This is a genomic window from Flavihumibacter rivuli (assembly GCF_018595685.2).
Lineage (GTDB): Bacteria > Bacteroidota > Bacteroidia > Chitinophagales > Chitinophagaceae > Flavihumibacter > Flavihumibacter rivuli.
In genome coordinates this window covers 1,145,363-1,170,147 of the sequence record NZ_CP092334.1, presented here as the reverse complement: position 1 = coordinate 1,170,147, position 24,785 = coordinate 1,145,363, and the positions used below count along the sequence as shown (strand labels likewise).

The following is a 24,785-nucleotide window of genomic DNA, read 5'->3' as shown; positions in this document are numbered from 1 at the left end:
TTAGTATCGGGTGATCAGGGCTATATGGCCATGGTCTTTTAAGCTGTCCTGTTCAACAAAATATACCTCACCGTTCTTCTCCAAAACGGTTTCAATCACCTTGTCAACAGCATCAGGGATCACTTCATGTGGAAACAAAGGTGATTTTAAATGAAGCCTTGAAGCGTTGACCGGGTCAATAAAACCGGGTTTCCGAAAATCTTTTTCCACCAACAGTTTTAATCCCCTTCCCTGCCATGCTGCTTCCCAAACATTCTCCAGTTGTTCTAATCCATGCCCTTCACCGATCTTCTCTTCAAAGTCCTTTACGAGGTCCTGCTTTTGCCTGTTGCGGTAGTTCCGGTAAATGTCCCAGGCTTTGCCTGCCAGGATATGCTGGTCCTGGTAAGTGTAATTGCCTTCAATAGTTCCAATGATATTGGACTGGTGGCGGGTTACCTTTTCGTACCAGGCCAATTCCTTGGTAACAGCAGTAACCACCAGTGCAGTCCCCTGTACCAGGTAATTATCGAGAATATGGTCTATGGACTGGAAGAATTTTTCATGCCGCTCAGCTTCTATGAATGACTTGTCTTTTTCAAATCCCTTGGTGCCAGCATAACCGGAGTAAGAACTGCTCCTGCTTGGGTGTTCGTATAGATAACTGTCCGTATATTCCCTGGGGAAATTATTATCCTTTACTTCTGCCAGCTGGTCCAGCTGGCCTTGAAAGAGGCGTGCATCGTTTTCGGTAAGCATCAAAAGGAAATAGGGTTTGGAGTAGTTCAACTGGTAGAGAAGGTCCCTGATCTCAAAGCGATCGGATACCAGCACTTTCTCCTCAATGGGAAAATGAAATTTTTCCAATAGCTGCACTTTCCCGGAGACAAATAAACCGATTCCATCCATATTATGATTGTAATCAATTCCTTCCGCGAGCGCCTCTATGGATCGTTCAATGGCTGCCGTGGCTGTCTTGTCATACCGCTGGTGCAACTGAAGTTTGGCTGCCGCAATGGCCTTTTCCATCACAGACCTGTCGCCCTGCCGCTCAGGAATGAAACGATGCGTGGGGATGATGATGGATACACAAATATTTCCCTGTCCCTGCTTGAGTTGGACCAGGTTCTCTCCGAGTAGTGACTCCTTTGTCATTGGTGATTATTTGAATGTTGACAGGCGGGGACGGAAGAAGAATCTTAATACAAATTAGTTCACCTGTCCCGGTAAGCCGATGATGGGTGTCAGTCTGAAATTTGATATTGGTCAGGGATTGTCGCAATAAAAGCCCTGCAAGGACTTGCAGGGCTTATCAAACCTCTAAACTTCTCTTACTATTTAACACCCAACAATTTTTTAGATTCTTTTTCATTTACCTGTTTATTCCTTGCATCAATGATGGGCTGGTATGGACCAAACTTATGCTGCTGCTCAGAAAAACCATCTGTAAAGGGGCCAAAGGGATGGTCAATGGGCTTTTTGGAAATATCCGGCCAGTCTTCACTAAGGTCTTTGGCAGGTCTTGGCTGGGAGTTGACATATGCGGCTACATCCCAGGCTTCCTCATTGGTCAATGCCGGCGACTGGTGTGTGCTCTGGTTGAAAGGCATATTATCCCTGATGTATCCTGCAAACCTCGATAGCCTGAACAGGCCTGCTCCATTATTGTAACTGTGCTCCCCCCAAAGTGGAGGATAGGCATAGGCATTGCCATCCGGGGTCTTTAGTCCTTCCCCATTGCCGCCATGGCAGGACACGCATTTGACTGCATATGCTTCCTTACCTTTTTGGGGACTGGCTGCCCGGTCGAGATAGGTCAATTCCCGGATGCCGGAGCCCAATGGTTTTTCCCCTTTCTTCACATCCTTCCCCAGCCACTTGATATAGGTCACCATGGCTTTCATTTCCCTGCTGTTGGTATCCAGTGCAGATCCGTTTAAACTTCTTTCAAAACAATCATTGACCCGCCTGGCAATACTTTCTACACTGCCACTCCTGTCGCGGAATTTAGGGTAGGTAGAAGCCACGGCACCATAGTTATTCCCCCATGCCCTTGTACCGGCATCGAGGTGACAGTTCTGGCAATTCATGCCATTGGTAATGGGTTTGATAATGCCGTTAGGACCAAAATAATGTGCGGTATTCGCAATCAGGTCTTCCCCATAGATGACCAATTCGCGCTCCTCCCCTTTCAATTGATTATCCAGGTAGAGGCTGGGAGCCATCCATTCCTCAGGGGTTTTTGATGCAAAAACAAGTTCCCTTGGCTTTTCAATTGATGCTACCTTAACCACTATCGTGACCAGAACGACCAGGACCAAAATGTATGCAAACCAGAATTCTTTCAGGTGTTTCATAATGTAGTACAATCGTTGTTTGAGAAGTATTTGCCTTAACAATTGTAAAATTGGTAATTAGAAACAACCTGGATAGTGACTGTGGTCACTCAGGTCAATTCGTGATCTTGATATAACTCCAGCCTTCTTCCTGCTTCATGATCACTTCACCAATACCCATTGGAACGGTACCAGCATCTGGCACCAGTGAGGCCCTGTCGATCTTTCTTTCCCTTAAGGTATTCTCACAACCCATGAAGCTGATGCCCATTTGCCTGAATTCGTGAATGGATGCCTGTTGCGTGGTCTTATCCTGCACCAGGAAATAGATGCCTGGTCCATGCGCTACCACTTCGATCTGGACATCATCTTTCCAGCCCGCCTTGAGGTTGGTGATGTTTTTGATCATGCCGCGCCAAACCGCAGTGTCATTACTGGTTAGGTGAAGTACCACTTTATGTTTGGCTTTCGATGATCCTGTTTCCACTGTTTGGGAAGATACCTTTTGCTGGGAAGGCACAGACTGATTGGGTTCAGGTTCCTTACTGGTATCTGCCACTTTTTTACCGATCATGGCCAACAGGACTGTAGCTGTTAATACGATCTTATACATACGCTTAATCTGATGTGTTAACGGAATTCATAACCAAAGCCCATCAATTGGGTGAGCAAGGTGGATGGCGCATCTGTAGCCGTACACCTGCCTTCCAGTTTGGGTGCTATGGGCGAATGGATGGCAAGGTATTCTTCAATGACGCTATGTAGTGTTGCGCCCAATCGCTTAGGTTCCTTAACCCCTTCCACCCTGCATATAGTGGTATCTGGATCTCCTTCCCGCTCGCAGGCTACAAAACTATACTCTTTGTCGAAGTCCACCGGCTTGCCACCAACCTTGATCCAATTTACCCTTTTTCCGGCATCATTGCCTATGGTAAAATTTACCTCCATTCCTTTGAACCTGACCACCCAGCCGCCAAACCTTTTCGCCGGGTCTTTCGCAAAGGCATTCTGCAATTCCTTTTCCATCCAGTCCCATAGTTGTCTTCCTGTAACAATACCTTTCTTGGCTTCACTATCAACCGGAAGCATACTCCAGAGGAAGTCCATGGTAATATCTGCTGTGCCGGTTTTGGGGTCCGGTACCAAGGGTGGACAAAAACGGAATCCGTTGCTAAGGGCTATGTCGGGTTTGAACTTCCACATGATGGCATCGGTTATGAAATTGTCCATCGGGGTTTCGATCACATAGTAGCGGACCAACGGAGTCCTGGTTTTGCCGATGACCCTGTCCAATGTTTTCTTGTAAGGTTCACGGGCCTTCTCTACCAACTGTTTCATTTCCTCATCTTCCTTATAGCGGCTTGGGTCGACATCCAGCAACTGGTAGTTGTGATCCTTTACTTGTCCATCCTCTACAACAATGTCGAGCCTTGCCACGAATGACCCAAAGGCCCCCGGCTCTGTTACTTTGGCATGAATGCCCTGGATGGGTTGCCTTACGCGCTCATGGGTATCTGCCCCGAGGATATAATCTACTCCCTTTACCTGGGACATATTCGAAAGCCCCACCTGTTGTGCCAATCCCATATGGGTCAACAGGAAGACCATTTCGCATTGTTCGTATTCCCTTAGGATCTTCACATACTTGGCCACATTCTTTTCCGGGAAAGTAAATTTGATGCCTTCGCTATAGGCAGGTGATTGTCGTTTGGGGGTAAGCGGGTCATTGTAACCAATGAAACCGATCTTGATCCCGGCAATATGCCTGACGAAATAGGGCGGGAAGATCAGGTCGCCGTTCATATCATCCCTGGTATCATGGAACATATTGGCACAAACCTTTACCCCATCGTAGGCAAACATATCCTTCATCATCATTTCCTTGCCATAGACCACCTCCCAGTTACCCGGCAGCATAATGTCGTAACCAATATTATTGATCAGGGGGACAATGGCTTTTCCTTCACTTAATGCGGCCACACCGCCACCTTGGAAACAGTCTCCACCATCGATCACCAGGGTATTGGCTGGATTCTCGTTGCGCAATGTATTGATCATGGATTTTAGGGTGGCAAATCCCCCGCGCTTTTTATAGACCGGTTTTCCATTTTCGAGGAAGAACTCATCATGGGTAAGCAACTGGGAATGGATGTCTGCCGTATGCAGCAGGGTGATCATAGCTGCCATCCCATTTTTTACGGCCTTGTTTTCATTCATTGCCTTTCCCTTGTACGCACTGTCATCATTGTTGAGGGCCGCAGCAGCGAGTGGTGAGGAAACCAGTCCACCGCCTATGCCAAGGCCCAGCCTTCCTGCATTACGCAGGAATTCCCTCCTTGAGTTTTCTGATAGTTGAACATGAAGGTCCTTTTCTGCCTGGCTGATGGCTTCTTCCTTGCAGGTGTGACAAGTACATTTAGGTAGGTGTCGTGTTGGCATAGCATTCGTTAGTTTAATCCAACAGCCAATTTGGCCATATTCGGACTTGCCGGTGGTGATAATTGTCACTTTAGCCGCATAATCCGCTTGCCTGAATGTAAGAAAAACCCAGTCCCCGGGAAAATCCTAAGGACTGGGTTTTTGATGAATGCCTATGCTTTCGCGCGGTTATTTAAGGGAAATATTCTGGTGGTACTTTATTTTGGAAGAGTCCTTTAACAGGATGCCAAAGAATGGGTCCTTCATCCCGGTCAGGAAATTGTCCTTTCCGGCATTTCCTACAAAGAGGTCCTTTGATTGATCATTGAGGATCAGGCCTGCAGTCTGGTCTTCAAATATGGCCAGGGCGATTCCTTCTGCACCATTGGAACGGTCAAGTCCCAATACCATTCGGTTCTGGCCGTCTACATTGATCAGGCCATAGCCTGATCGTTCAAATCCCTTTTCATCGTTGATGATGAGTCCGGTGGATTTGCCGATGCGCTTGCCGGTATTGGGATCAGGTACACTGCTCCCCAGGGCCAGTCGGTCGTATCCGTTCTCATCCAGGATGACCATGCCGTTGGCAGAGTGGTCATAATTCTTGTACCATTCCATGTATTGGGGTGAGAAGCCTTTGGCCCAGCTGGCTTTTACTTTGGCCGTATCTGTCCTGACACGGTTGGCCGCATAGGGAACCGGTGCCCCGATCAGGATGCGTTCCCTTCCTGCATCATCCACTACGATGATCCCCCTTGTCCGGATCACATCATCCTTGGGTGCTTTCCTGAATGCGAGGAACAATAGGGTTGGTGCTACCAATATCATCAATAAGATCAATTTTTGCTGGCGACGCAGCTGGCGTTCGAGTTGGTGTATCCTTTCTTCCATAGTTAAAGTTTAGAGTGTGATACGCATTAGCATAGAATTATGTTACAAGGCGATGAATAATTTTAGAATAAGCCTGGAATGAGTACCCCTCCTAATAATCGTATCTTTGCCGCCCCTAAAACAACCGACATGAGTCAAGAATCCCGTTTGAAAGCCAGGAGTGGCGGCCTGTGCGAATTATGCAAGGCCCCGGATGCATCCAATGTTTACACTGTAGGACCTGAATCTGTGGCTAGTGCAGATACTGATATCCTTATCTGTCATAAATGCGTTGACCAGATTGAAAAAAAAGAGCCCCTCGACAGCAAGCACTGGTCAGTGTTAACTGAATCCATGTGGAGTGAAGTACCTGCCGTGCAGGTGATGTCTTGGCGGATGCTGAACCGGCTGCGACAGGAAAGCTGGGCGGCTGATCAACTGGACATGATGTACCTGGATGATGCAACCCTTGCCTGGGCCAAGGCCAGTGGTGACCATGAGAATGATGCTTCGGTTGAGCTTCACCGTGATTGCAACGGTAATATCCTGAAGGAAGGTGATTCCGTGGTCCTGATCAAATCACTGGACGTGAAAGGCTCCACCCTTAATGCCAGGATGGGTACGGTCGTGAAGAACATAAGGCTGGTGGAAAACAATACCGAACAGATCGAAGGCAAGATAGAAGGCCAGGTGATCGTGATCCTTACTAAATATGTGAGGAAGCAAGGGTAGCCGGTAGCTAGAAATAATAAGCTATTCCAAGTTTTAAACGGAGCAGGTTGATGTTAAGGTCAACATTGGTTTCTGTAATTACTGTTTGCGGTTCATCGGGGGTTGTCCTGGTTTCCTTTGCATAGTCGAATCCCAATACCCCAACATTCAATTCAAAGGCAAAACCTTTTTCAACAATTAAAATTATACCTGGTGTAAAGGCAAGCCGGTAATCGTTTTTCTTTATGTCAGTGGTAGTAACCTTTGTACCTGTTGTCAATGTTTCATCCCCCTTACCGATCCCGAACTGTAAGCCGGTTTGGGTAAATAAGTAAAGGCGATTGGCTTTGCCAAGTCCAAAATAATGGCGGATAAATGGTGAGAGGAAATAGCTGTGGATATTTTTATTGGTAAATGTATTGGGACCAATGGCATTGATGGCTTCCTGGTCTGATGATTCCCCCTCGATGCCTAGCCCCAGTCCGATGGCTGTATTCTTCTTTATAAAATACCCGCCTCCGGTTTGGATGGAAAATTGTACAGACCTGGCATATTTCAATTCCTGGAATAGTTCTTCCACATATTCTTTTGTGCTATTGGTGTAGGAAAGAAGAAGGCCGACATAGGCTGTTTTCTTTTCCAAAACCATTCCACCGGTAGTCTGGGCTAATGAGGTATCAGGCCATAGTCCATAAAGAACCAAAATGATAGAGAAGATGTATGCTTTCATGCTTGCTGATTTTGGTGGTTAACAAAACTGTGGCATAATAAAGTTCCGTAATATGGTGGAGGTTTTGTGATTTTTAGGATGAATTCATCGACCTTACCTGTAAATACCCTGACAACCAGTCACTATTAGGGCATTCCTGTACGACATGCCCTATCAGCAGGACCCAAAACCGCATGTCCACAACACCGGCTGGATAAAGATTCCGGGAAAACATGCCTTGAAGGATAAAGGGCAGTATCAGTACCTAACTCCCGTTTTTGAAAAGAAACTGAAACAAATCCTTCAATTGGGTTGTCCGGGGATCTGCGCCGAATAAATGCTGTGTGGTAATGGCAGTTTTTTCGATGAGCCATTGCAGTTCGGCAAGCAGTACAAAGTAGCCATGTACAGTTGGGGACTTGTACCAAGCAAGACCAACACAATTTATCCCTGGGACAGTTGGGTAAAAGAATATACTGCCGAGCCGGCAATATGGTTCCATGAGGTATTCCCGCAGGATGGCATTGCCTACAGGGAAGAAGAAGTAAGACTCATAAAAAAAACTCAACCTTGGAAACTGCCCATGCTTTATTCAAGCATCTTGTTTTTGGCCGTTATACACCAAAGCAGTTCATTAATAAAAACCGATGCCCTTTTATCGGTTTCCTGTTTGTCAGTGGGGTGACCATTTTCGTCAAATGTTTCCTGGACCTTGATTACGGGAAACATGGCCGGCACTGTCCAGGCCCGGATTTTCCAAAGTGAAAATTGTAAAGAAGTAATTACCTGTGAGCCACCAAAGATACCATCAGATGCCGTTGAGATAGCTACTGGTTTTCTGTACCATTCATTGTAAAGAAGATCAATGGCATTTTTCAGGCTGGCAGGATAGCCCCCATTATATTCCGGGGTAACAATTATGATCCCATCCGCTGCCTTTACTTTACCCGCGAAACCAATCATTGCGGGCGAAGGATGTTCTTGATACCGTAAACGTTCTTCAAAAAGGGGGAATTGGTATTCATTCAGGTCCAATATTTCAACACTTGCCAGGTTATTGGTTTCAAGGTAGTTTTTAAAATACAATGCGACCCTGTGACTCATTCTGCCTGTCCTGATGCTGGATGATATGATAGCTATGTGTGGCATATGTTGGGTTTGCTGGTATTTCCTTCAATTAAGTTGAAGTTTTCCTTCGAATGCTTCCGGACATTAGGTGATCATGTCAATTCTGACCATCATTTTCTTTCCAGTGCATAATAGTTCTCAGGGTAATTTTAGCGGCTTAGGGGCTCAAAAGGCGAGGTTCGAAGTCTGTTGGAACGCTTTCATCAGGTAAGCTGTTTTACTTGTCGATGTTTAAAGGCGGCTTCAGTACTTACTGTAAGTTAGGTAATATTGATGAACTGGTGAATGTTTTGAAATTCGGGATTGGATGAGGGCCTGATGGCGGATGTCAATTGATTGTTCAATACCATTGGCGAAGCTTAACTTCTATATCCTTGTTTCCATCATTAACCATTTTCCTAAAGGCTTCCACATCGCTGAAGCCACCCGGCTGGCGGAAATGAAAGGGATAGACCACTTTGGGCTGGAATGCCAGTACAGCACTGGACGCCTGGTTGATATCCATAGTATAGGGTTTGTTCATGCAAACAAAGGCGATATCGATCCCTTTAAGTGCGCGCATCTCCGGGATGTCTTCCGTATCACCGGAGATATATACCTGCTTGCCGCCAAGGTTCAACACATAACCATTGCCCCTCCCCTTTGGATGGCGTACCCCCGGGGTATCCGGTAAATTATACATGGGTAAGGCAAGAACATCAACTCCCTTGAAGGATGATTTACCTCCATTGCCAATCACTTCGATCCGGGTAGTGGAAGGCAGGTAAGTGCTGATCCTATCCTTCACTGCTTGCGGTGCTATGATGATGGTACCGGAAAGATCCATTTTAACCAGGGTGCTGCTGTCCATATGGTCGCCATGGATATCGGTGATGAAAACAAGGTCAGGCCTGCCCATGGCTGCATACCGCTCTATACCGCCATAAGGATCAATGGCGATCTTCCTATTGTCCCATTCCATCCACAGGGAACCATGGTAAACAGGATGGATGTAGAGCGTGCCCTTGCTGGTGGGAAACTCATCCACCTGTGCATACGCGAAACAGACAACCAGGTGGGTCAATAGGGGGAGCAGGAGATTTTTCCAGGGCATAGTAATGATAATTTAATGGCTAATCTAACCAATATTTAAAACGATTGTTCAATTGTACAGTACCTGAACTTTTTACCACTCTAGGGTTTATATAAACATGTCCATTTTGCTTCAATTGATCTGCATGTCCTTACTACTGGCGGGTTCCCGGGATCCTGCCCAGCGCATCTTGTATGTTTTCGGTAAGGATGGCCAACCGGCAATGGTCAGGCAGCAGTTATCGATCCTTGAACCCCATCAGCAGGCCTGGAAAGAAAGGGACTTGCTGGTCAGGACGGTTGAGCCTGGTGATTCCCTCTACGGACGCTACGAGGTAAGGAATAATGCTTTTACGGTAATCCTTATCGGGAAGGACGGCGGGGAAAAGTACCGGTCCGATTCCCTGGTTCAACCGAAGGCGTTAATGGCTATCATTGATGCCATGCCCATGCGGAAGCAGGAAATGAAGCGGAAAAAGAAGGGCCAATAGGTTTGCATGTTCATGGAAGTTAGCCCCTTTAGCCTTAACCAGTTAAGCCTGGGGGAAGGCATTTTTTAAAAGACTGAGGTAAATATCCTCGCATTGGCTTTAAAGGGGGCTTTTAATTATTGAGCAATTAATTATTATGATATCATTGATGGGGTATCTTGCTTTGCGCGAAGGATGACGCCTTAATGTGGGGAGTCGGCAAGGGGAAATTTCCCGATTTTTTACCCATCAGTAGAAGTGAATAGTTGAAACTATGAAATGGATTACAAGGGAGCGGCCGAAGATTGACCGATTGGCATGTCCATGGTTGATCTTACGTTTTATTGATAAAGAAGCTGAATTTTTCTATGTGCCTTATGAATTAGTACAGGAAAAGGCAGACCAAATAGGTGCCATTCCATTTGATATTCCTGGTGTTGAATTTACCCATTATGGAAGTGAATGCACTTTTGACTATTTTGTCCGGAAATACAGGATAGAAGATCCTGCCATCAAGCGGATGGCTTCCATTATCCGTGGGGCTGATACGGACAAACATGAATTGGCGCCCCAGGCCGCTGGCCTTTGGGCCATATCTGCCGGACTCTCCTATAATCATACCTCTGACCATGAGTTGCTTGAAATTGGCCTGGTAATTTATGATGCCTTGTATAGTTGGGCCAGTCATTTATACCTGGAAGCCCATACCCAACAACCATTTGAAGACAGGCTGATTGATGTCTTGAACAAATGCATGAAGCAGTCTGGGGGCTCGGGCGGTAGAACACCTGCATGGGTGAAGGAACTCAGGGAACTCATCCAGGACCAGATCGACAGTTCCCTTACGTTGAAAGAGCTTTCCAGGGACCTGGATATTAATGCTTCCTATTTGTCGCGTGAGTTTTCAAGGCATTTTGATAACCTTTCATTTGGGGAATATGTCCGGAAATTGAGGATTGAAAAAGCCATTGAACTGATGAAAGACCCGGGCAATAGTTTGACGGATATTGCCTACCTGACAGGGTTTTCGGATCAAAGCCATTTTTACAGGATATTCAGGAAAATAACGAACCAGACTCCCTCAGCCTTCAGGAAAAATTTACTCAAAAAGTAATTTTTGTACATCCTGGTAATGCCTGTTCTATTTGGATAGATACGGGCCATGTAGTATTGGCTAAAAAAAGCAATGTGTAAAGCTATCAGGAAGGTTGTATTGGTTGTACTCATGTTTGGTGGGATGGTCATGCTTGCTAATGGGCAGTCGAATACAGTTACTTATCCCCGGGTTGCCGGCTATGTTGGCATTCTGCATCCAATAGTGGGTTTTAGTGAGGGAAAGTCGACTTTCAATTTCGATAATTATTACCTGGTTGGCCTGCCGACCGGTATCAATTTGTGGAAGAGCAGTAAGGTTGGATTTTCGGTTGAGTTTGTGCCCTTTGTCAGGGCTGATAGTACAGGCAGCAGAATGAGCAATTTTCTTTTCCATCCAGGTGTCCTGTTTGCTTTGGGAAAAGGCTGGACCCTGGCGGGTCGACTGGCTTTTGAAACTTCAGGAAGGTTTGGCGCCACCCCAGTGATCAATAAGGTAGTTAAAAAGAACAAACACAGTTCCTACTTTGTGGCCATGCCACTTCCTATGAGATTCGGCAATTCCCATGCTTTTTCCTTTACGATAGGGTTTCAATTCGGTGTTTCATTTTGAAGAGTGGGCCTTGTAAACCAGATAGGTTGTGGGTGACAACCATAAATAAACTCGAGTGATTTCCATTTGAAGCCTTTGTCAATTGTCATTCATGAGACTGTGAATCAACAACCTGGATGGGCATCAACCTACAAGCGATTGGAATAATTTTTCCAATGCTTCCGCCGGGTCATTGCAAAAACCCGGATGGACTTTGGAACATTGGATGATGGTGCTCCTGGCGGCGGTCAGCCAGCGGAAGCGGGAAGGCTGGTCCAGTTTGGCAATGGGGCCGCCTGAAGCTGCCCCCTGGCAGATATGTTCGAATCCCTTCAGGTATTGTTCAATATCCTCACTTTCAACTGCTGCATTGAAGGCTTCCAGCTTGCGGGGATCCAGTGCATAGCGGATACCCAGGAATTTCTTCTTTTTGGCGAAAAGGATCACCCCAACGTTGAAGAATTCTTCCCGTTCTACTTTCGGTACCACGCGGATCACCGCGTATTCAAATAATCCTTGATCTTGCATGCTGGGCTTCTTCGACAAAAATAGGGGCATGTGCTACCCGGTTGATCAAAAACTGCGCATATATTTCCCGGTGTTCGGCAACCGCTTCCCCGGCAGAAAGGGCCAACCATTCATCGGGAACCAGGCTAACAATATTTCGGATGACCGTTGGCGTTAGAATGTCAGGGAATTGTTCCTGCACGGTGGCCAGTTCTGTTGCCAATGGCAGGAGTACATGATCCTTGATGGGTGTAAAGGGTTTCTGCGATTGTTCCTTCCAGTTGTCCCAACTGTGGTGGAAATAGAGCGATGCTCCATGATCTATAAGCCATAGTTCCCTGTTCCACATCAGCATATTCGTATTCCTGCAGGTACGGTCCACATTGGTCAGTAAGGCATCGAGCCATACCACTTTGGAAGCGAGCAAGGGGTCTACCTTGGATACGGCAGGATCATAGGTGATGGAGCCGGACAGGTAATGCAGCCCAAGGTTCCTGCCTACACTGGCCTTCAGCAGGTCCTGGATCTCCTCATCGGGCTCCGTCCGGCCAAAGGCCTCATCTACCACGGCAAAGACGATCTCCGGCACTTTCAGTCCAAGGGCACGGGCCACCTCCCCTCCTATCAGTTCAGCGATCAGGGACTTAATGCCCTGGCCTGCCCCCCTGAATTTCAATACATACAAAAAGCCATCATCCGCTTCCGCAATGGCCGGCAGGGAGCCGCCTTCGCGCAGGGGCGTCACATAACGGGTAACCGCAACCGTACGTATGTCTGGTGGTACTGAAGGCATGTTCCTGCAAAGTAAAGTATTTCGGGTTGGATAAAGGAAACAACGGATAGTAAGATGGTAGTTCATCGGGGTCCCCTTCGGGAGACCCCGCTGAGGAAAAATATACTGCAGGGACCGTCGGATACAAAGACTTTCGATCTTACCCCATCAGGGTCTCCCGGAGGGGACCCTGATGAATAGTAGGATGAAGGTGCATCGGGGTCCTCTACGAGAGACCCCGCTGAGGTAAAAAATTTAAGTTAAGCGATAAACGTTGTGAATGACTTTCGTTCATGAGTTGATGGCGATAACACGAAAATCCTGGCCTCATCAATTCAACTTCAGGAAGCACCAATTGGTATAAAAGGTTTTCCGCGAATTGAATCCCTGTCCTTCCTTGGCTATGGGGAATACAATGGCAGCTGTGGAATTCTGGACCGTATTGCCCAAATAGTAAGATGACCTGCCCTTCTGGCTTTCGCTGACCAGTTTTCGATGGGCCAGTTGCTTATCCTGGTTGATGAAGGCTTCCGCCAAGGAAAGGTCACCAGCTGATTTGGTGGTAACGGTCTTCTCCCCTTCAGCACGCTGCAAATTGGATTCATTGTCATTGTAGAGAAGGATGATCTCATTACCTCGGACGGAACTGATATAGCCGGAGGAAGAAATGGAAATGGAAGGTGATTGCACCATCTGGATGGATCCTGATCCACTCCTTGCCCGCCTGGAATACACGATCTTCCTGGGAAGGGAAATATGGTCGAATGTATTCCCATTGGGATTGGGATAAAAAACCAACACTGGCCCTACGATAACAGTGGTGGTGGCCACCATATGGCTTTGGTTATTGCTATTGGGTGCTGATGAAGCAGTGGTGGTGCTGGATGCTTCCGGGCTTCCCGTAATAGCAATGGTGCCATTGTCCAACTGCAGGAGGTTGGGTTCAAAATTATACAGCACATGTTCTTTCTTTATCTTCTCTCCCCCACCCTGTTTGGCAATGGCCTGGATGAACTCCACTGGGAACTCGTAAGCATTGGGCTTTGATAACTTAAAGCTGGCCAGGTCCAATTGCGCAATCAGCAAGCCATTGCACCAGGCAACTTCCTGGTCATTGGGCGAAGTGGTAGAATAGATGATAATGGAATTCCCGTTGCGCGCCAGTTTTGCCTTGGTATAATAGGGTTTCAGGTTCCCCGCTGCATTAAAAGCCATTTCAGTTTTCTTGCCTTCCTGGTTAATGGCGATGATGCGGGTAGCGTCATCGGAACTTATGGTCAGGCAAGTTTTTTCATCGTTTGTCAGCACCATCGATTCGATCAGGAAGGATGGCAAACCCGCCTGGAAACTTGCCTGCCTTAGCTGTTCCAGGTTCTTGTTGAGGATGATGGTCTGCACCTTATTGCCAGAACCCTTCGCCACCACCAGCAGTTTGGAATCATCGGGTGAGGTAGTGAATTGGACCAGTCCGCCGGAAAGTATGGACTCCACTTTCATGATGCCAAGGTTCTCTTGCTGGATACTGCAGATCTTTTTAGGACTGGTTAAACTGAGGTCGTTCTCATCTACCACTGAAAGGTAGAGGTCAAAGGAAGTATTGTTGCTGCTTTCAAAATAGGCAAGGATCATTTGTTTGTTGAAGAGGAACAATTCGGGCATCAGGGGACCGTATTTCTGGTCACCATTTCCCAATTTGAATTCCTTCAGCCTGTTCATATCCCGGTCGAATTTCGAAAGGGTTACCTTGTACTTCAGGTCATACAGTTTAGTGAACAGCCATTTGCCACCAGGTGCACCCGAATTGGAAACGGTATAAAAATGGTTTTGCTGGAACACCGCATTACTCACCGTCTGGTCTTTGTATTCGGTCTCGCCGATCCTGAAATCATTGGACAATTCAATACTGGCAATTTGCCCAAAGGAATTCCAGCAATACACCAGGGTAACTGCCAGGCAGGTCAAAAATCTCATAGAATTAGCGTTTAAGGATCTTGAAAATAGAGTAATATATTGACTATTCTTAATGGGTGGGAAATTTTAATGTAAGAAAACAAAGGCCTCTTCATTGATAAGGACAAGGAAGTATTTATCGAATGATTGGGTATGAATTGGGCTATCATTGAATGGATCAAACCAGTACCATTTCGGCCAATAAAGTTTGGGAGTGAGGTGTTGGGATGACTGCAAATAAAAGCCCGCCTTCGCTGAAGCTAAGGCGGGCGGGGTCGGGATGACTGGATTCGAACCAGCGACCTCTTCGTCCCGAACGAAGCGCGCTACCGGGCTGCGCTACATCCCGTGGATGGAGGTGCAAATATAAAAATGCGGTTTATTTCCAACAAATATCAGAGGGGTTGTATGGTAATGCCGAGGCCGGGTCCTTCCGGTAAGGCCACTTTGCCAAAATCATAGTGCAGGCCGGTGGCCAGGTCCTCAGCCAGCAACAAGGGACCATCCACATCCAGGTAATCGGCCAGGGGCGCCAGGTGCACCAGGGCGGCTGAGCCAATAGTGCTTTCGTTCATACAGCCCAGCATCACCTTCATATTTCGTTTGCGCGCTTCCGTTATCATCCTCAGGGCCGGGGTGATGCCGGTACATTTGGTCAGCTTGATATTGATGCCATGGAAATGCCCGTCGCATTTGGTCACATCCTGTTCAAACACGCAGCTCTCGTCGGCGATCAGCGGCAGCGGCGACCGCTCCACCAGCCAGCGCATGCCTTCCCAATCGTCCTTGGCCAGTGGCTGCTCCACATATTCCACGTTCAGGCTGGCAAAGGCCTGGATCTTCTCCAGGGCTTCCTCCTTGCTCCAGGCAGCATTGGCATCAATGCGCAACGGTACCTGGGTATGTTTACGCAAGGCTTCCAGGATGGCGATATCCCGGTCCGTACCCAACTTGATCTTGTAAATGGGCCAGGGTTTTTCCTGCATCTTTTCGATCATCTTATCGGTGCTGTCGATGCCAATGGTATAGTCGGTCATGGGCATTTTGGCCGGGTCGGCATTGAAGAGCTGGTACAGCGGCTTGCGGGTTAGCTTGCCATAGATGTCCCAGGCTGCTATGTCCAATGCACAAACCAGGAAACCATTATTGGGATACATATGGTGCAGGTAATGCCAATAGCGCTCCGGGCCGTTGAAGGCATATTTCTCCACCAGCTGTTTGCGGGCATTCAGGTCGGCCTCCATCTTCTCTACCGGGATATTATAGTAGGTAATGGCTGGCGCCTCACCGTAGCCTTTGATGCCGTTGAAATCCAGCTCAACGATAAAAGTGGGTTGGTGGGTCTTGGTACCCTTGGATATGGTGAAGGGATGGATAAATGGGAGCTCCCTGATGAATGATCGTACTTGCATGGCGGCAAAGAAACGAATTTGGACGGCAATAAAAAATCCCCACGCTATAGTGGGGATTTTATGGTGAGGGTATCTTTCTGTTTTAGCATCTTCCGCCGGCATGCAGGTATTCTTTCAACTCGTGGTTGAAGGCTTTTTCGCGGGCCAGGTCTTCCAGGCTGATATGCATGCGGTAACGCCAGTAATGCTTTGGATTGGCGGGAATATTGATGCGCTCATCATGCGGGTTATCCCTGCGCAGTTTCTCTTCCATGCCCAGTATATCCTGGATCTGGAAAACGCACCACATGGCAGGAGAATAGATGTGCTGGATCAGGATGGCCTTATTGATCCAGGCCTCACAGAAGGCCGGTGCATCGCCCCATTGTCCCAACTCATTATTGAAGAAACGCTGGGTTTTCTCCCTGTCTTCTTCCCACCAGCCACGCACTGTGCTCATGTCATGGGTAGATGGGGTAACTACGGACAGGTAAGGTGCATCATTCGGGTGGAAGAATTCGCGTTTGGGATCTTTCGGCATGCGCTGGATCTCCAGGCTCAGGATGCCCAACTGCTTCATCACATCCGGTACGCAATGCGGTACCATGCCAAGGTCTTCCCCGCAGATCAGCATATTGGTGGAAGCCTTCAGTGCCGGGAGTTTCTTCATGGCTTCCTTCATCCAGAAATCATCCTGGCGACGGAAGAAATAATTCACGTAAAGATCCTTCAACTGCTGCTGGGTATTCCATTCGAGCGACTGGAAAGAACGGGTCTGCTCCATACCGAAACGGAAATGGAACTGGAGGCCCTTGCTTCCCTCCTCTTCAAAAAGGATCACATTGCTGTGCAGGTCGAACAGTCCCTGCTTCAGCCACTGGTTGTGGTCATTGGCTTCAAGGGTCGCAAAATACTGCTCCACCTTGCGCTGGGTATTGAAGGCTTCAGTGAAGGCATACTGTCCAAAGCCTGCTTCGGTCAGGAAGGTCTCCTTTACATAGCTGGAGGAAACATGGAAAATGTCCCAAAGGATCTGGTCAGTGATATAGGGTTTAGCATACCGGTGGTAATCGAACCAGATGCCATTCTGGTGGAATTCATTGATGTGAACAGGGATGGCGGGTACAAACCTTCCCATAATGCCTTCAACGGCATGCAGGGGAATGGACCAGATCCGGAAGAAGCCCAGGATATGGTCGATGCGGAAGGCATCAAAGTATTCGCTCATCTGCTCAAAGCGCTGGCGCCACCAGGTGAATCCATCTTCCTGCATACGCTGCCAATTGTAGGTGGGGAATCCCCAATTCTGGCCCTTGATGGCGAAATCATCCGGCGGTGCACCGGCCTGCTGGTCCATATTGTACAAGCCAGGAGCCATCCAGGCATCGCAACTATAACGGTAGATGCCAATTGGGATATCACCCTTCACTATGATGCCATGCTTATGGGCATAGGCTGTAGCATCCTTCAGCTGGCAATGCAGGTGGTATTGAACATAGTAATGGAAAAGGATCTGGTCGTGGTGCTTTAGCCTCGGTGATACGAATTTCTCAATGGCTGCTGCATCATATTCGCTATGCTGTTTCCATTGGGTGAAATCAGCTGTATTGTGTTTGTCGCGCAGGTAGCAAAAGGCGGCATAGGGTACCAGCCAATGCCTGTTCTTCTTAAAGAATTCCTGGTAAGCTTCGTCTTCCTGCAACTCATCTTTCTGGGCGAGGAAGAGTTCCATCAGGACCGACAGCTTGAACTTCATCACTTCATCATAGTCCACTTCTGCCAATTCATTCAGCAGTTTCTGTTTTTTCTTCAGTGGCTTGATCAGGGCCGATTGCTTCTTGCCGGCTACCTTCTCCAGGTTCACATAGATGGGATGCAGGGCAAAGGCCGAAATGGCGGCATAGGGATAGGAGTCGCTCCAGGTATGGGTGGCTGTGGTATCATTCACCGGGAGGATCTGGATCATTTTCATGCCTACCGTACGCGCCCAATCAACGAGGGCTTCCAGGTCGTTGAACTCCCCTACCCCAAAGCTTTTGCTGGTGCGGAGGCTGAATACCGGGATGGCAATGCCAGCCCCTTTCCAGCTGTTATTGGGAAGGTGGGCGAAACCATCGTGTACAATGGTCAGTTTATGTTGCATGGCATCACCATACAATACCCGGTTGTTATGGTCTTCGAAACGTACAAAGGACTTCTTATTGGTATTGTAGATGCCATACTTGTATTGCAGCGGGAAACCTTCTTTCGGCAGGTTAAGCGCCACTGTCCACCAGTTGCCTTCTGCCTGCAACAGGACGGGTTTATCGGTTGACCATTCCCCCAGGTCAACATGGTTGCCTACCAGGCAGAGCACTTCATTCTTGTGCAGCAATGGTGCTTTCACCCGGAAAATATGGGTGTATTGTTTGGGATGCTTCACCTTCTTATTGTTGTGGGAAGGCAATAAGCTTTCCAGGAAAGGTGCGGTATAGAATGCATTTTCATATTCGCCGGCATGGTTCCAGGTGTCCACTACCTGGATCTCTTCAAAGCGGCCGGAAAGGGTGTTAATGACCCTGTCATTGCCCCATTCCCTGATGATGGTACCATCGGCATTTACCAGCTGGTATTGGTAGTTGATGCTTTCCTGTTGTACCGGATCAACTTCTATGCTTCCATGCCAGAACTCATCATTCAGGTAGCTAAGGGAAAATGGCGTTTGGGTATCAGATCCCAGTGCCGGGATATTACCGGTCACCTGGAGTTGCTGGCCAAAATTGGTATGAAAGCGCAAATAGAAGTGGATCCTCATGACAATCGTTGTTTTGGGTGCGGCGAAAATAATGGAATTTTAAGATTTGTGTACAAAATACGCAAAGCAGTGGAATTTTTGAAATTTTTAGGGCAGCAGGAACAGTGTTCAAAACAAAAGCCCCCGCGTTGAAGCGAGGGCTGTATGAGAAGCTTTTCAGCGTTGCATTAAATGATATCCATTGCCTTAACGAAGCTGGTGCAAACGAAAGGAATGATCATGGTCAGGTATTCCCAATGCAGGTAAATAGCAGCCAATAAAGCGGCGGTAGATACGAAGAAACCCAACCACCAGAGTCCTGTATTCTTTTTTTGTGTTTCCATGCCTTTGAAAAATTTGTGGCAAAAATAGCAGAAAATGAAAAAGGGGACAACTTGGTCCCCTTTTTATTTTGAAAATTTACTTCACTTCTTCGAATTCGGCATCTGCCACATTTTCACCGGCATTGGAGCCTTCAGCACCGGCACCGGGCTGTGCACCTGACTGCTGGGCCTTGTAGATCTCCTCTGAAGCGGCGGTCCAGGCATTGTTCATTTCTGCCAGGGCGGCATCGATAGCGGCGATATCCTGTGCCTTGTGGGCGTCTTTCAACTTACCCAGGGCGGCTTCGATCGGCGCTTTCTTATCGGCAGGGATCTTGTCACCAAACTCCTTCAGCTGCTTTTCGGTTTGGAAGATCAGGCTGTCGGCCTGGTTGATCTTCTCTACGCGCTCACGGGCTTCTTTATCCGTAGCTTCATTGGCCTTGGCCTCTGCCTTCATTTTTTCGATCTCTTCCTTGGTGAGGCCGGAACCTGCTTCAATGCGGATCTTTTGTTCCTTACCGGTTCCCTTGTCCTTAGCGGTTACATGCAGTATACCGTTGGCATCGATATCGAAGATCACTTCGATCTGGGGAACACCGCGCGGAGCGGGTGGGATACCATCGAGGTTGAACATACCCAGGCTCTTGTTCTGGCTGGCCATGGGGCGCTCTCCCTGCAGTACATGGATCTGAACGCCAGGCTGGTTATCGCTGGCAGTAGAGAACACTTCTGACTTACGGGTAGGGATCGTAGTGTTGGAATCGATCAGGCGGGTCATTACGCCACCCATGGTTTCGATACCCAGGCTCAGCGGGGTAACGTCGAGCAACAATACATCCTTCACTTCACCGGTCAATACGGCACCCTGGATACCGGCGCCAATGGCTACCACTTCATCAGGGTTAACACCGCGGTTGGGCTTCTTGCCAAAGAACTTCTCTACGATCTCCTGAACCTTGGGGATACGGGTAGAACCACCCACCAGGATCACTTCATCTACTTGTGATGCGCTCATGCCGGCATCCTTCAGGGCCTGTTCACAAGGCTTCAGGCAGCGTTCGAACAGGTTGTCTGCCAGCTGCTCGAACTTGGCACGGGTCAGTTTCTTCACCAGGTGCTTGGGCACGCCGTCAACGGCAGTAATATAGGGAAGGTTGATCTCTGTTTCGGAAGAAGAGGACAATTCGATCTTGGCCTTTTCAGCAGCTTCCTTCAGGCGCTGCAGGGCCATAGGGTCTTTACGGAGGTCCACATTTTCATCGGCCCTGAACTCTTCTGCCAGCCAGTCCATGATCACCTTGTCGAAATCGTCACCACCCAGGTGGGTATCCCCATTGGTGCTCTTCACTTCGAATACGCCATCACCCAGTTCCAGGATGGAGATATCAAAGGTACCACCGCCAAGATCGAATACGGCGATCTTCTGGTCCTTACCTTTCTTGTCCATGCCGTATGCCAATGCGGCTGCTGTAGGTTCGTTCACGATACGGCGAACGGTCAGGCCGGCGATCTCACCAGCTTCCTTGGTAGCCTGGCGCTGGGCATCGTTGAAATAGGCCGGAACGGTGATCACCGCTTCGGTCACTTCCTGTCCCAGGTAATCTTCTGCAGTCTTCTTCATCTTCTGCAGGATCATGGCACTGATCTCCTGCGGGGTGTACAAACGACCGTCAATGTCAATGCGCACGGTATTGTTATCGCCCTTGGCAACCTTATAGCTCCAATGGCTGATCTCTTCTGTTACTTCATCAAAGCGGCGGCCCATGAAGCGCTTCACCGACATGATGGTGTTGTGGGGGTTGGTGATCGCCTGGCGTTTGGCCGGGTCACCTACTTTGCGTTCTCCATTCTTCAGGAATGCTACGACTGAAGGCGTGGTACGGCGGCCTTCATCGTTGGCGATCACAACAGGCTCATTGCCCTCCATTACGGACACGCAACTGTTCGTAGTTCCCAGGTCGATACCGATAATCTTTCCCATATGCTAAATTTTCCTTTTGTGTAAATGTTTACCCTTTTGATTGTCAATCAATATGCCAAGCGGTAAAAAGGGTGAAAAAATGGCAGAAATGGCAGTCTGGGGTACTGTGGCCTGACAAAACCAGGATTTTTCCGGCGGTTTACCTGTCAAGCTTTCCTGCAACTTCCTTCTTGAAAGTGAAGTTCTTCTGGCTGAGGTAGCTGAAGGCCACCACGATCACCGTGGTCAGCATCTTGGCAATAGTGGGGTAAATGCCGAACTGTTCTACAAAGAGTTTGATGAAGATATAGTTCAGGAAAATGCAAACGGCCACTAACAAGAGGTAACGGAACAACTGGACCCTTCCCCGCAGGGTGGAATCATGGAAGACCACATTGCTCATCAGGAAAAAGCCCATGGGGAAGCTCACGGCGAAGGCCATAATGAAGGCCATAATATGCGGGCTGATGGCGATACTGCCCCAATGCACCACCTGCTTCTCAAGAATGAAATTGTAGGAAATGAAGTAGATGAGGATATCCAGAACGGTATTGCCGCCCCCGCAGGCCAGGTAACGGAAGGTTTGCTGGGGAATGAATTTACGGAACGGCGGATAAAAGATATCGATTATGGCCGTGATGGTATTGGCTATCCATTGAATCATGCGGCTGCAAAGATAACCGGATTTCAAATTGATGCCTTTGGGAAGGCAATAGCGCCTTGTTAAATGATGCCAATAGGTTCCGGGCCCTGCCCTGCCGGAATTCTCCCTCCCCTTTCCTATTTTTGCGCTCATTATCAATCATTATGTCGATCACATTACAGATACAGGAAGCAGTAAAAGCATCGTTGAAAGAACTTTACCCGGATTTGGGTGAGCAGTCAGGGTTCCAGATCAACCAGACCAAGCCCGAGTTTGAAGGGGATTATACCGTGGTGCTGTTTGGCCTGGTGAAAGCGCTGAAGAAATCCCCCGAGGGGTTGGGAACCGAGCTGGGTGAACACCTGGTGAAGCGCTCCCCGGAACTGTTTGTTGGCTTCAATGTGATCAAGGGTTTCCTGAACCTGGTGGTGGCGGACAGCTACTGGACCGGTCTTGTGAAGGAAAACTATAATAAGGCCGATTTTGGGAAGCGTCCATCAACGGGCAGGAAAGTGATGGTGGAGTACTCTTCCCCCAATACCAACAAGCCCCTGCACCTGGGCCACCTGCGGAATAATTTCCTGGGCTGGAGTATCGCGGAGATCTTAAAGGCCAACGGCTTTGAGGTGATCAAGAGTTGTATCGTGAACGACCGCGGCATCCATATCTGTAAGAGCATGATCGCCTGGCAGCGCTTTGCCAATGGCGCCACGCCTGAATCAACCGGTATAAAGGGTGACCATTTCGTGGGTGACTATTATGTGAAGTTCAACGATGCCTATAAGGCAGAAGTGGAGGAACTGGTAGCCGGTGGCATGAGCAAGGACATGGCTGAGAAGGAAGCACCCATCATGAAGGCCACCCAGCAGATGCTGGTGGATTGGGAAGCAGGCAAGCCCGAAGTGATCGACTTGTGGAAGCGCATGAACGGTTGGGTATATGCCGGCTTTGATGCCACCTACCAGCGCATCGGCAGTGATTTCGATAAGACCTATTACGAAAGTGATACCTACCTGCTGGGAAAGGAAACGGTGCAGGAAGGCCTGGCAAAAGGTGTCTTTTATAAGAAGGATGATGGTAGTGTGTGGATCGACCTGACAGCGGATGGCTTGGATGAGAAGCTGGTGCAGCGTAAGGATGGCACTTCGGTTTATATCACCCAGGACATTGGACTTGCCCAGCAGAAGTACAATGAGTATGGGATGGAGCAGAGCATCTATGTGATCGGTGATGAGCAGAACTACCACATGAAGGTCCTGAAGCTGATCAGTGAAAAACTCGGCCTGCCCAAGGCAGACGGTATTTACCACCTCTCCTATGGCATGGTGGAACTGCCGACCGGAAAGATGAAGAGCCGTGAGGGTACAGTAGTGGATGCGGACGACCTGGTGGATGAGATGATCAATATCTCTGCCCAGCATACAAGGGAATTAGGAAAGGTGAAAGATTTCAGCGAAGCAGAACTGGTTGAACTCTACAATACCATCGGCCTGGGTGCTTTAAAGTTCTACCTGTTAAGGGTTGACCCAAGGAAGAAGATGATCTTCAACCCGGAAGAGTCCATCGATTTCCATGGCTATACCGGACCCTTTATCCAGTATACCCATGCCAGGATCAAGAGCATCCTGCGCAAGGAGCAACCGGTTGAGCATTACCAGGTGAATGCAAGTGGATTATTACCCTTGGAGAAGGCGCTTTTGGTGGCATTGGAGCAATTCCCGCAGGTGATTGAGCAGGCTGCCACTGAGCATGACCCTTCCATGGTGGCCAATTATGTGTACCACCTGGCCAAGACCTTCAATACTTTCTATACAGAACATTCGGTGGCCAAGGCAGAGACAGAAGACAAGAAGCAACTTCGTTTGCGCATTGCCGGTATGACAGCCAATGTCATTGCTACCGGTATGCAACTCCTGGGCATCAGGGTGCCAGAAAGGATGTAATGAGTATGACATAAAAACGAAACGGGCTTCCCATCGGGAGGCCCGTTTCGTTTATGAACATGTAGGTTCTGTTATTTTGTGTAGGATCCTGGTCTTAGGGTTGTGCGGGTATCAGCCTAAAAGATACCTTCCTTTTTTTCCCTTAATTTGGCCAGGGCAGGGTCCATCTGGATGGCCTTCTCACAAAGCGACTTGCCTTTATTGGTCTCCCCCTTTTTGATATAGGCCAGGCCGATCATGTAAACCGCATTGGCCTCTGTCTTATCAAGCGCCAGAATCCTGTCCCAGGTATTGATGGCCTCGTCATATTTTTTAGCCTGGTAATAGGTCTCGCCAACTGTATACAGGAGCTCAATATCTTCCGGTTTGCGTTGCAACAATTCCTGTAATCTTGCCATGCCTTTGTCAAACTCTTTATTGCCCAGGTAAGCCATACCGAGGTTGTGAAGGAAATCATTGCTTTGTTTATAGCCATTGGCTGCGGCCTTTTCCATCCATTCGATCGCTTTGGGGTGGTTATTGGCGGCAGCATAAGCCATACCTGCCTCATACATCCATTCGGCCTTTTCAGGAGATAAGGCTAGCGCTTGTTCATAACAGCCCGCTGCCCGTTTGTAATTGCTCATTTCAACGAAGGAGCGCGCTGCAAGGAAAGGGATTTCAGACCTGGAACTGTCTTCCTGCCATGCCTTGCTGAGGTATTTTACCGACTGGCCATAGTCTTCCAGTTCATAATAGGCTTTTCCGATGAGAAGTGCATTGGAATGTCCAGGTACCTGCAATTCCTGTAACCTGGCCATATCGATGGCTTCCTGCCAATTCCGGAGGAAATAGTTTAATTGGGTCAGCCTTGCCACTACATGGGTATCTTTCTTATCGAAAGCATAGGCTTTTTGGTAGGCAGTCTTGCTTTCCTGGTATTTCCTTAATTCCCAGCAAGCCTGGCCTAAAGCGAGATTGGCTTCCCTGCCTTCGGGCTGAAGGGAAACTGCACGTTTGAGGAGGTCGTACGCGGAAAGGTAACGCTGCCTGGCCATTTCATCCCTTGCCTGGAGGATATAATGCTCCGCACCACTTGCCTGGGCCAGGCCCATATGGGAAAGCCCCAGCCCCATTCCGATCAACAACACCAGCTTTTTCATGA

At 48.3% G+C, this 24,785-nt stretch carries 22 protein-coding genes and 1 tRNA gene; 5 read left to right on the top strand and 18 right to left on the bottom strand.

Translation table 11 applies throughout. From position 1 onward, the window contains the following. The 5 genes from KJS94_RS05245 to KJS94_RS05225 form a co-directional block, all read right to left on the bottom strand. Positions 1 to 1,134, bottom strand: a complete 1,134-nt coding sequence (locus KJS94_RS05245) for a baeRF3 domain-containing protein (RefSeq protein WP_214446264.1) — start codon at positions 1,132 to 1,134, stop codon at positions 1 to 3. 179 nt (positions 1,135 to 1,313) lie between these two features. Next, entirely contained in the window at positions 1,314 to 2,336 is a 1,023-nt protein-coding gene (locus KJS94_RS05240) for a c-type cytochrome (protein WP_214446263.1), read from the bottom strand. Between the two features lie 94 nt (positions 2,337 to 2,430). Next, positions 2,431 to 2,928 (bottom strand): DsrE family protein, encoded by a 498-nt coding sequence (locus KJS94_RS05235; protein ID WP_214446262.1) that lies wholly within the window; start codon positions 2,926 to 2,928, stop codon positions 2,431 to 2,433. Between the two features lie 17 nt (positions 2,929 to 2,945). After that, the gene (locus tag KJS94_RS05230) at positions 2,946 to 4,754 is read right to left on the bottom strand and encodes a bifunctional metallophosphatase/5'-nucleotidase (RefSeq protein WP_214446261.1); all 1,809 of its coding nucleotides are present in this window, start codon (positions 4,752 to 4,754) and stop codon (positions 2,946 to 2,948) included. Positions 4,755 to 4,922: 168 nt separating this feature from the next. Continuing rightward, positions 4,923 to 5,624: a hypothetical protein gene (locus KJS94_RS05225; protein WP_214446260.1), complete on the bottom strand. Its 702-nt coding sequence runs from the start codon at positions 5,622 to 5,624 to the stop codon at positions 4,923 to 4,925. A gap of 129 nt (positions 5,625 to 5,753) precedes the next feature. Between KJS94_RS05225 and KJS94_RS05220 the strand changes: the two genes are divergently transcribed. Continuing rightward, positions 5,754 to 6,335 (top strand): PhnA domain-containing protein, encoded by a 582-nt coding sequence (locus KJS94_RS05220; RefSeq protein ID WP_214446259.1) that lies wholly within the window; start codon positions 5,754 to 5,756, stop codon positions 6,333 to 6,335. Positions 6,336 to 6,342: 7 nt separating this feature from the next. Here KJS94_RS05220 and KJS94_RS05215 read toward each other — a convergent pair whose 3' ends face one another. From KJS94_RS05215 to KJS94_RS05205, 3 genes are all read right to left on the bottom strand, one after another. After that, entirely contained in the window at positions 6,343 to 7,044 is a 702-nt protein-coding gene (locus tag KJS94_RS05215) for a hypothetical protein (protein ID WP_214446258.1), read from the bottom strand. Positions 7,045 to 7,611: 567 nt separating this feature from the next. Then, positions 7,612 to 8,172: an NADPH-dependent FMN reductase gene (locus KJS94_RS05210; RefSeq protein WP_214446257.1), complete on the bottom strand. Its 561-nt coding sequence runs from the start codon at positions 8,170 to 8,172 to the stop codon at positions 7,612 to 7,614. Between the two features lie 319 nt (positions 8,173 to 8,491). Then, complete coding sequence (locus KJS94_RS05205; RefSeq protein WP_214446256.1) at positions 8,492 to 9,244, bottom strand: MBL fold metallo-hydrolase; 753 nt, start codon at positions 9,242 to 9,244, stop codon at positions 8,492 to 8,494. Positions 9,245 to 9,368: 124 nt separating this feature from the next. Between KJS94_RS05205 and KJS94_RS05200 the strand changes: the two genes are divergently transcribed. The 3 genes from KJS94_RS05200 (at position 9,369) to KJS94_RS05190 (ending at position 11,397) form a co-directional block, all read left to right on the top strand. Beyond that, positions 9,369 to 9,713 (top strand): DUF4174 domain-containing protein, encoded by a 345-nt coding sequence (locus KJS94_RS05200; protein WP_214446255.1) that lies wholly within the window; start codon positions 9,369 to 9,371, stop codon positions 9,711 to 9,713. Positions 9,714 to 9,966: 253 nt separating this feature from the next. Further along, on the top strand, positions 9,967 to 10,806 hold the full coding sequence (locus KJS94_RS05195) for a chromate resistance protein ChrB domain-containing protein (protein ID WP_214446254.1): 840 nt from the start codon (positions 9,967 to 9,969) through the stop codon (positions 10,804 to 10,806). A 72-nt stretch (positions 10,807 to 10,878) separates the two neighbouring features. Then, a complete protein-coding gene (locus KJS94_RS05190; RefSeq protein WP_214446253.1) occupies positions 10,879 to 11,397 on the top strand; it encodes a hypothetical protein in 519 nt (172 codons plus the stop codon). 123 nt (positions 11,398 to 11,520) lie between these two features. Here the strand turns inward: KJS94_RS05190 and KJS94_RS05185 are convergent, their stop codons facing one another. The 9 genes from KJS94_RS05185 to KJS94_RS05145 all read right to left on the bottom strand — a co-directional run bounded on the left by KJS94_RS05185 (position 11,521) and on the right by KJS94_RS05145 (position 21,719). Then, a complete protein-coding gene (locus KJS94_RS05185; RefSeq protein WP_214446252.1) occupies positions 11,521 to 11,904 on the bottom strand; it encodes a DUF3037 domain-containing protein in 384 nt (127 codons plus the stop codon). After that, entirely contained in the window at positions 11,882 to 12,676 is a 795-nt protein-coding gene (locus KJS94_RS05180) for a HipA family kinase (protein ID WP_214446251.1), read from the bottom strand. The genes KJS94_RS05185 and KJS94_RS05180 overlap by 23 nt, the downstream gene beginning before the upstream one ends. Before the next feature lie 309 nt (positions 12,677 to 12,985). Continuing rightward, complete coding sequence (locus KJS94_RS05175) at positions 12,986 to 14,626, bottom strand: hypothetical protein (RefSeq protein WP_214446250.1); 1,641 nt, start codon at positions 14,624 to 14,626, stop codon at positions 12,986 to 12,988. Between the two features lie 254 nt (positions 14,627 to 14,880). Next, positions 14,881 to 14,954 (bottom strand) — tRNA-Pro (locus KJS94_RS05170). Between the two features lie 46 nt (positions 14,955 to 15,000). Further along, complete coding sequence (locus KJS94_RS05165; protein WP_214446249.1) at positions 15,001 to 16,017, bottom strand: mandelate racemase/muconate lactonizing enzyme family protein; 1,017 nt, start codon at positions 16,015 to 16,017, stop codon at positions 15,001 to 15,003. Positions 16,018 to 16,099: 82 nt separating this feature from the next. Beyond that, positions 16,100 to 18,790: a 4-alpha-glucanotransferase gene (locus KJS94_RS05160; protein WP_214446248.1), complete on the bottom strand. Its 2,691-nt coding sequence runs from the start codon at positions 18,788 to 18,790 to the stop codon at positions 16,100 to 16,102. Positions 18,791 to 18,957: 167 nt separating this feature from the next. Beyond that, positions 18,958 to 19,113, bottom strand: a complete 156-nt coding sequence (locus KJS94_RS05155; protein WP_214446247.1) for a hypothetical protein — start codon at positions 19,111 to 19,113, stop codon at positions 18,958 to 18,960. A gap of 76 nt (positions 19,114 to 19,189) precedes the next feature. After that, on the bottom strand, positions 19,190 to 21,076 hold the full coding sequence (gene dnaK, locus KJS94_RS05150) for a molecular chaperone DnaK (RefSeq protein WP_214446246.1): 1,887 nt from the start codon (positions 21,074 to 21,076) through the stop codon (positions 19,190 to 19,192). 139 nt (positions 21,077 to 21,215) lie between these two features. After that, positions 21,216 to 21,719 (bottom strand): GtrA family protein, encoded by a 504-nt coding sequence (locus tag KJS94_RS05145; RefSeq protein WP_214446245.1) that lies wholly within the window; start codon positions 21,717 to 21,719, stop codon positions 21,216 to 21,218. Between the two features lie 143 nt (positions 21,720 to 21,862). On the opposite strand from KJS94_RS05145, the gene argS reads away from it, so the two are divergent. Beyond that, positions 21,863 to 23,641, top strand: a complete 1,779-nt coding sequence (gene argS / locus KJS94_RS05140; protein ID WP_214446244.1) for an arginine--tRNA ligase — start codon at positions 21,863 to 21,865, stop codon at positions 23,639 to 23,641. Between the two features lie 116 nt (positions 23,642 to 23,757). Here the strand turns inward: argS and KJS94_RS05135 are convergent, their stop codons facing one another. Then, complete coding sequence (locus KJS94_RS05135; RefSeq protein WP_214446243.1) at positions 23,758 to 24,783, bottom strand: tetratricopeptide repeat protein; 1,026 nt, start codon at positions 24,781 to 24,783, stop codon at positions 23,758 to 23,760. Between the last annotated feature and the right edge of the window lie 2 nt (positions 24,784 to 24,785).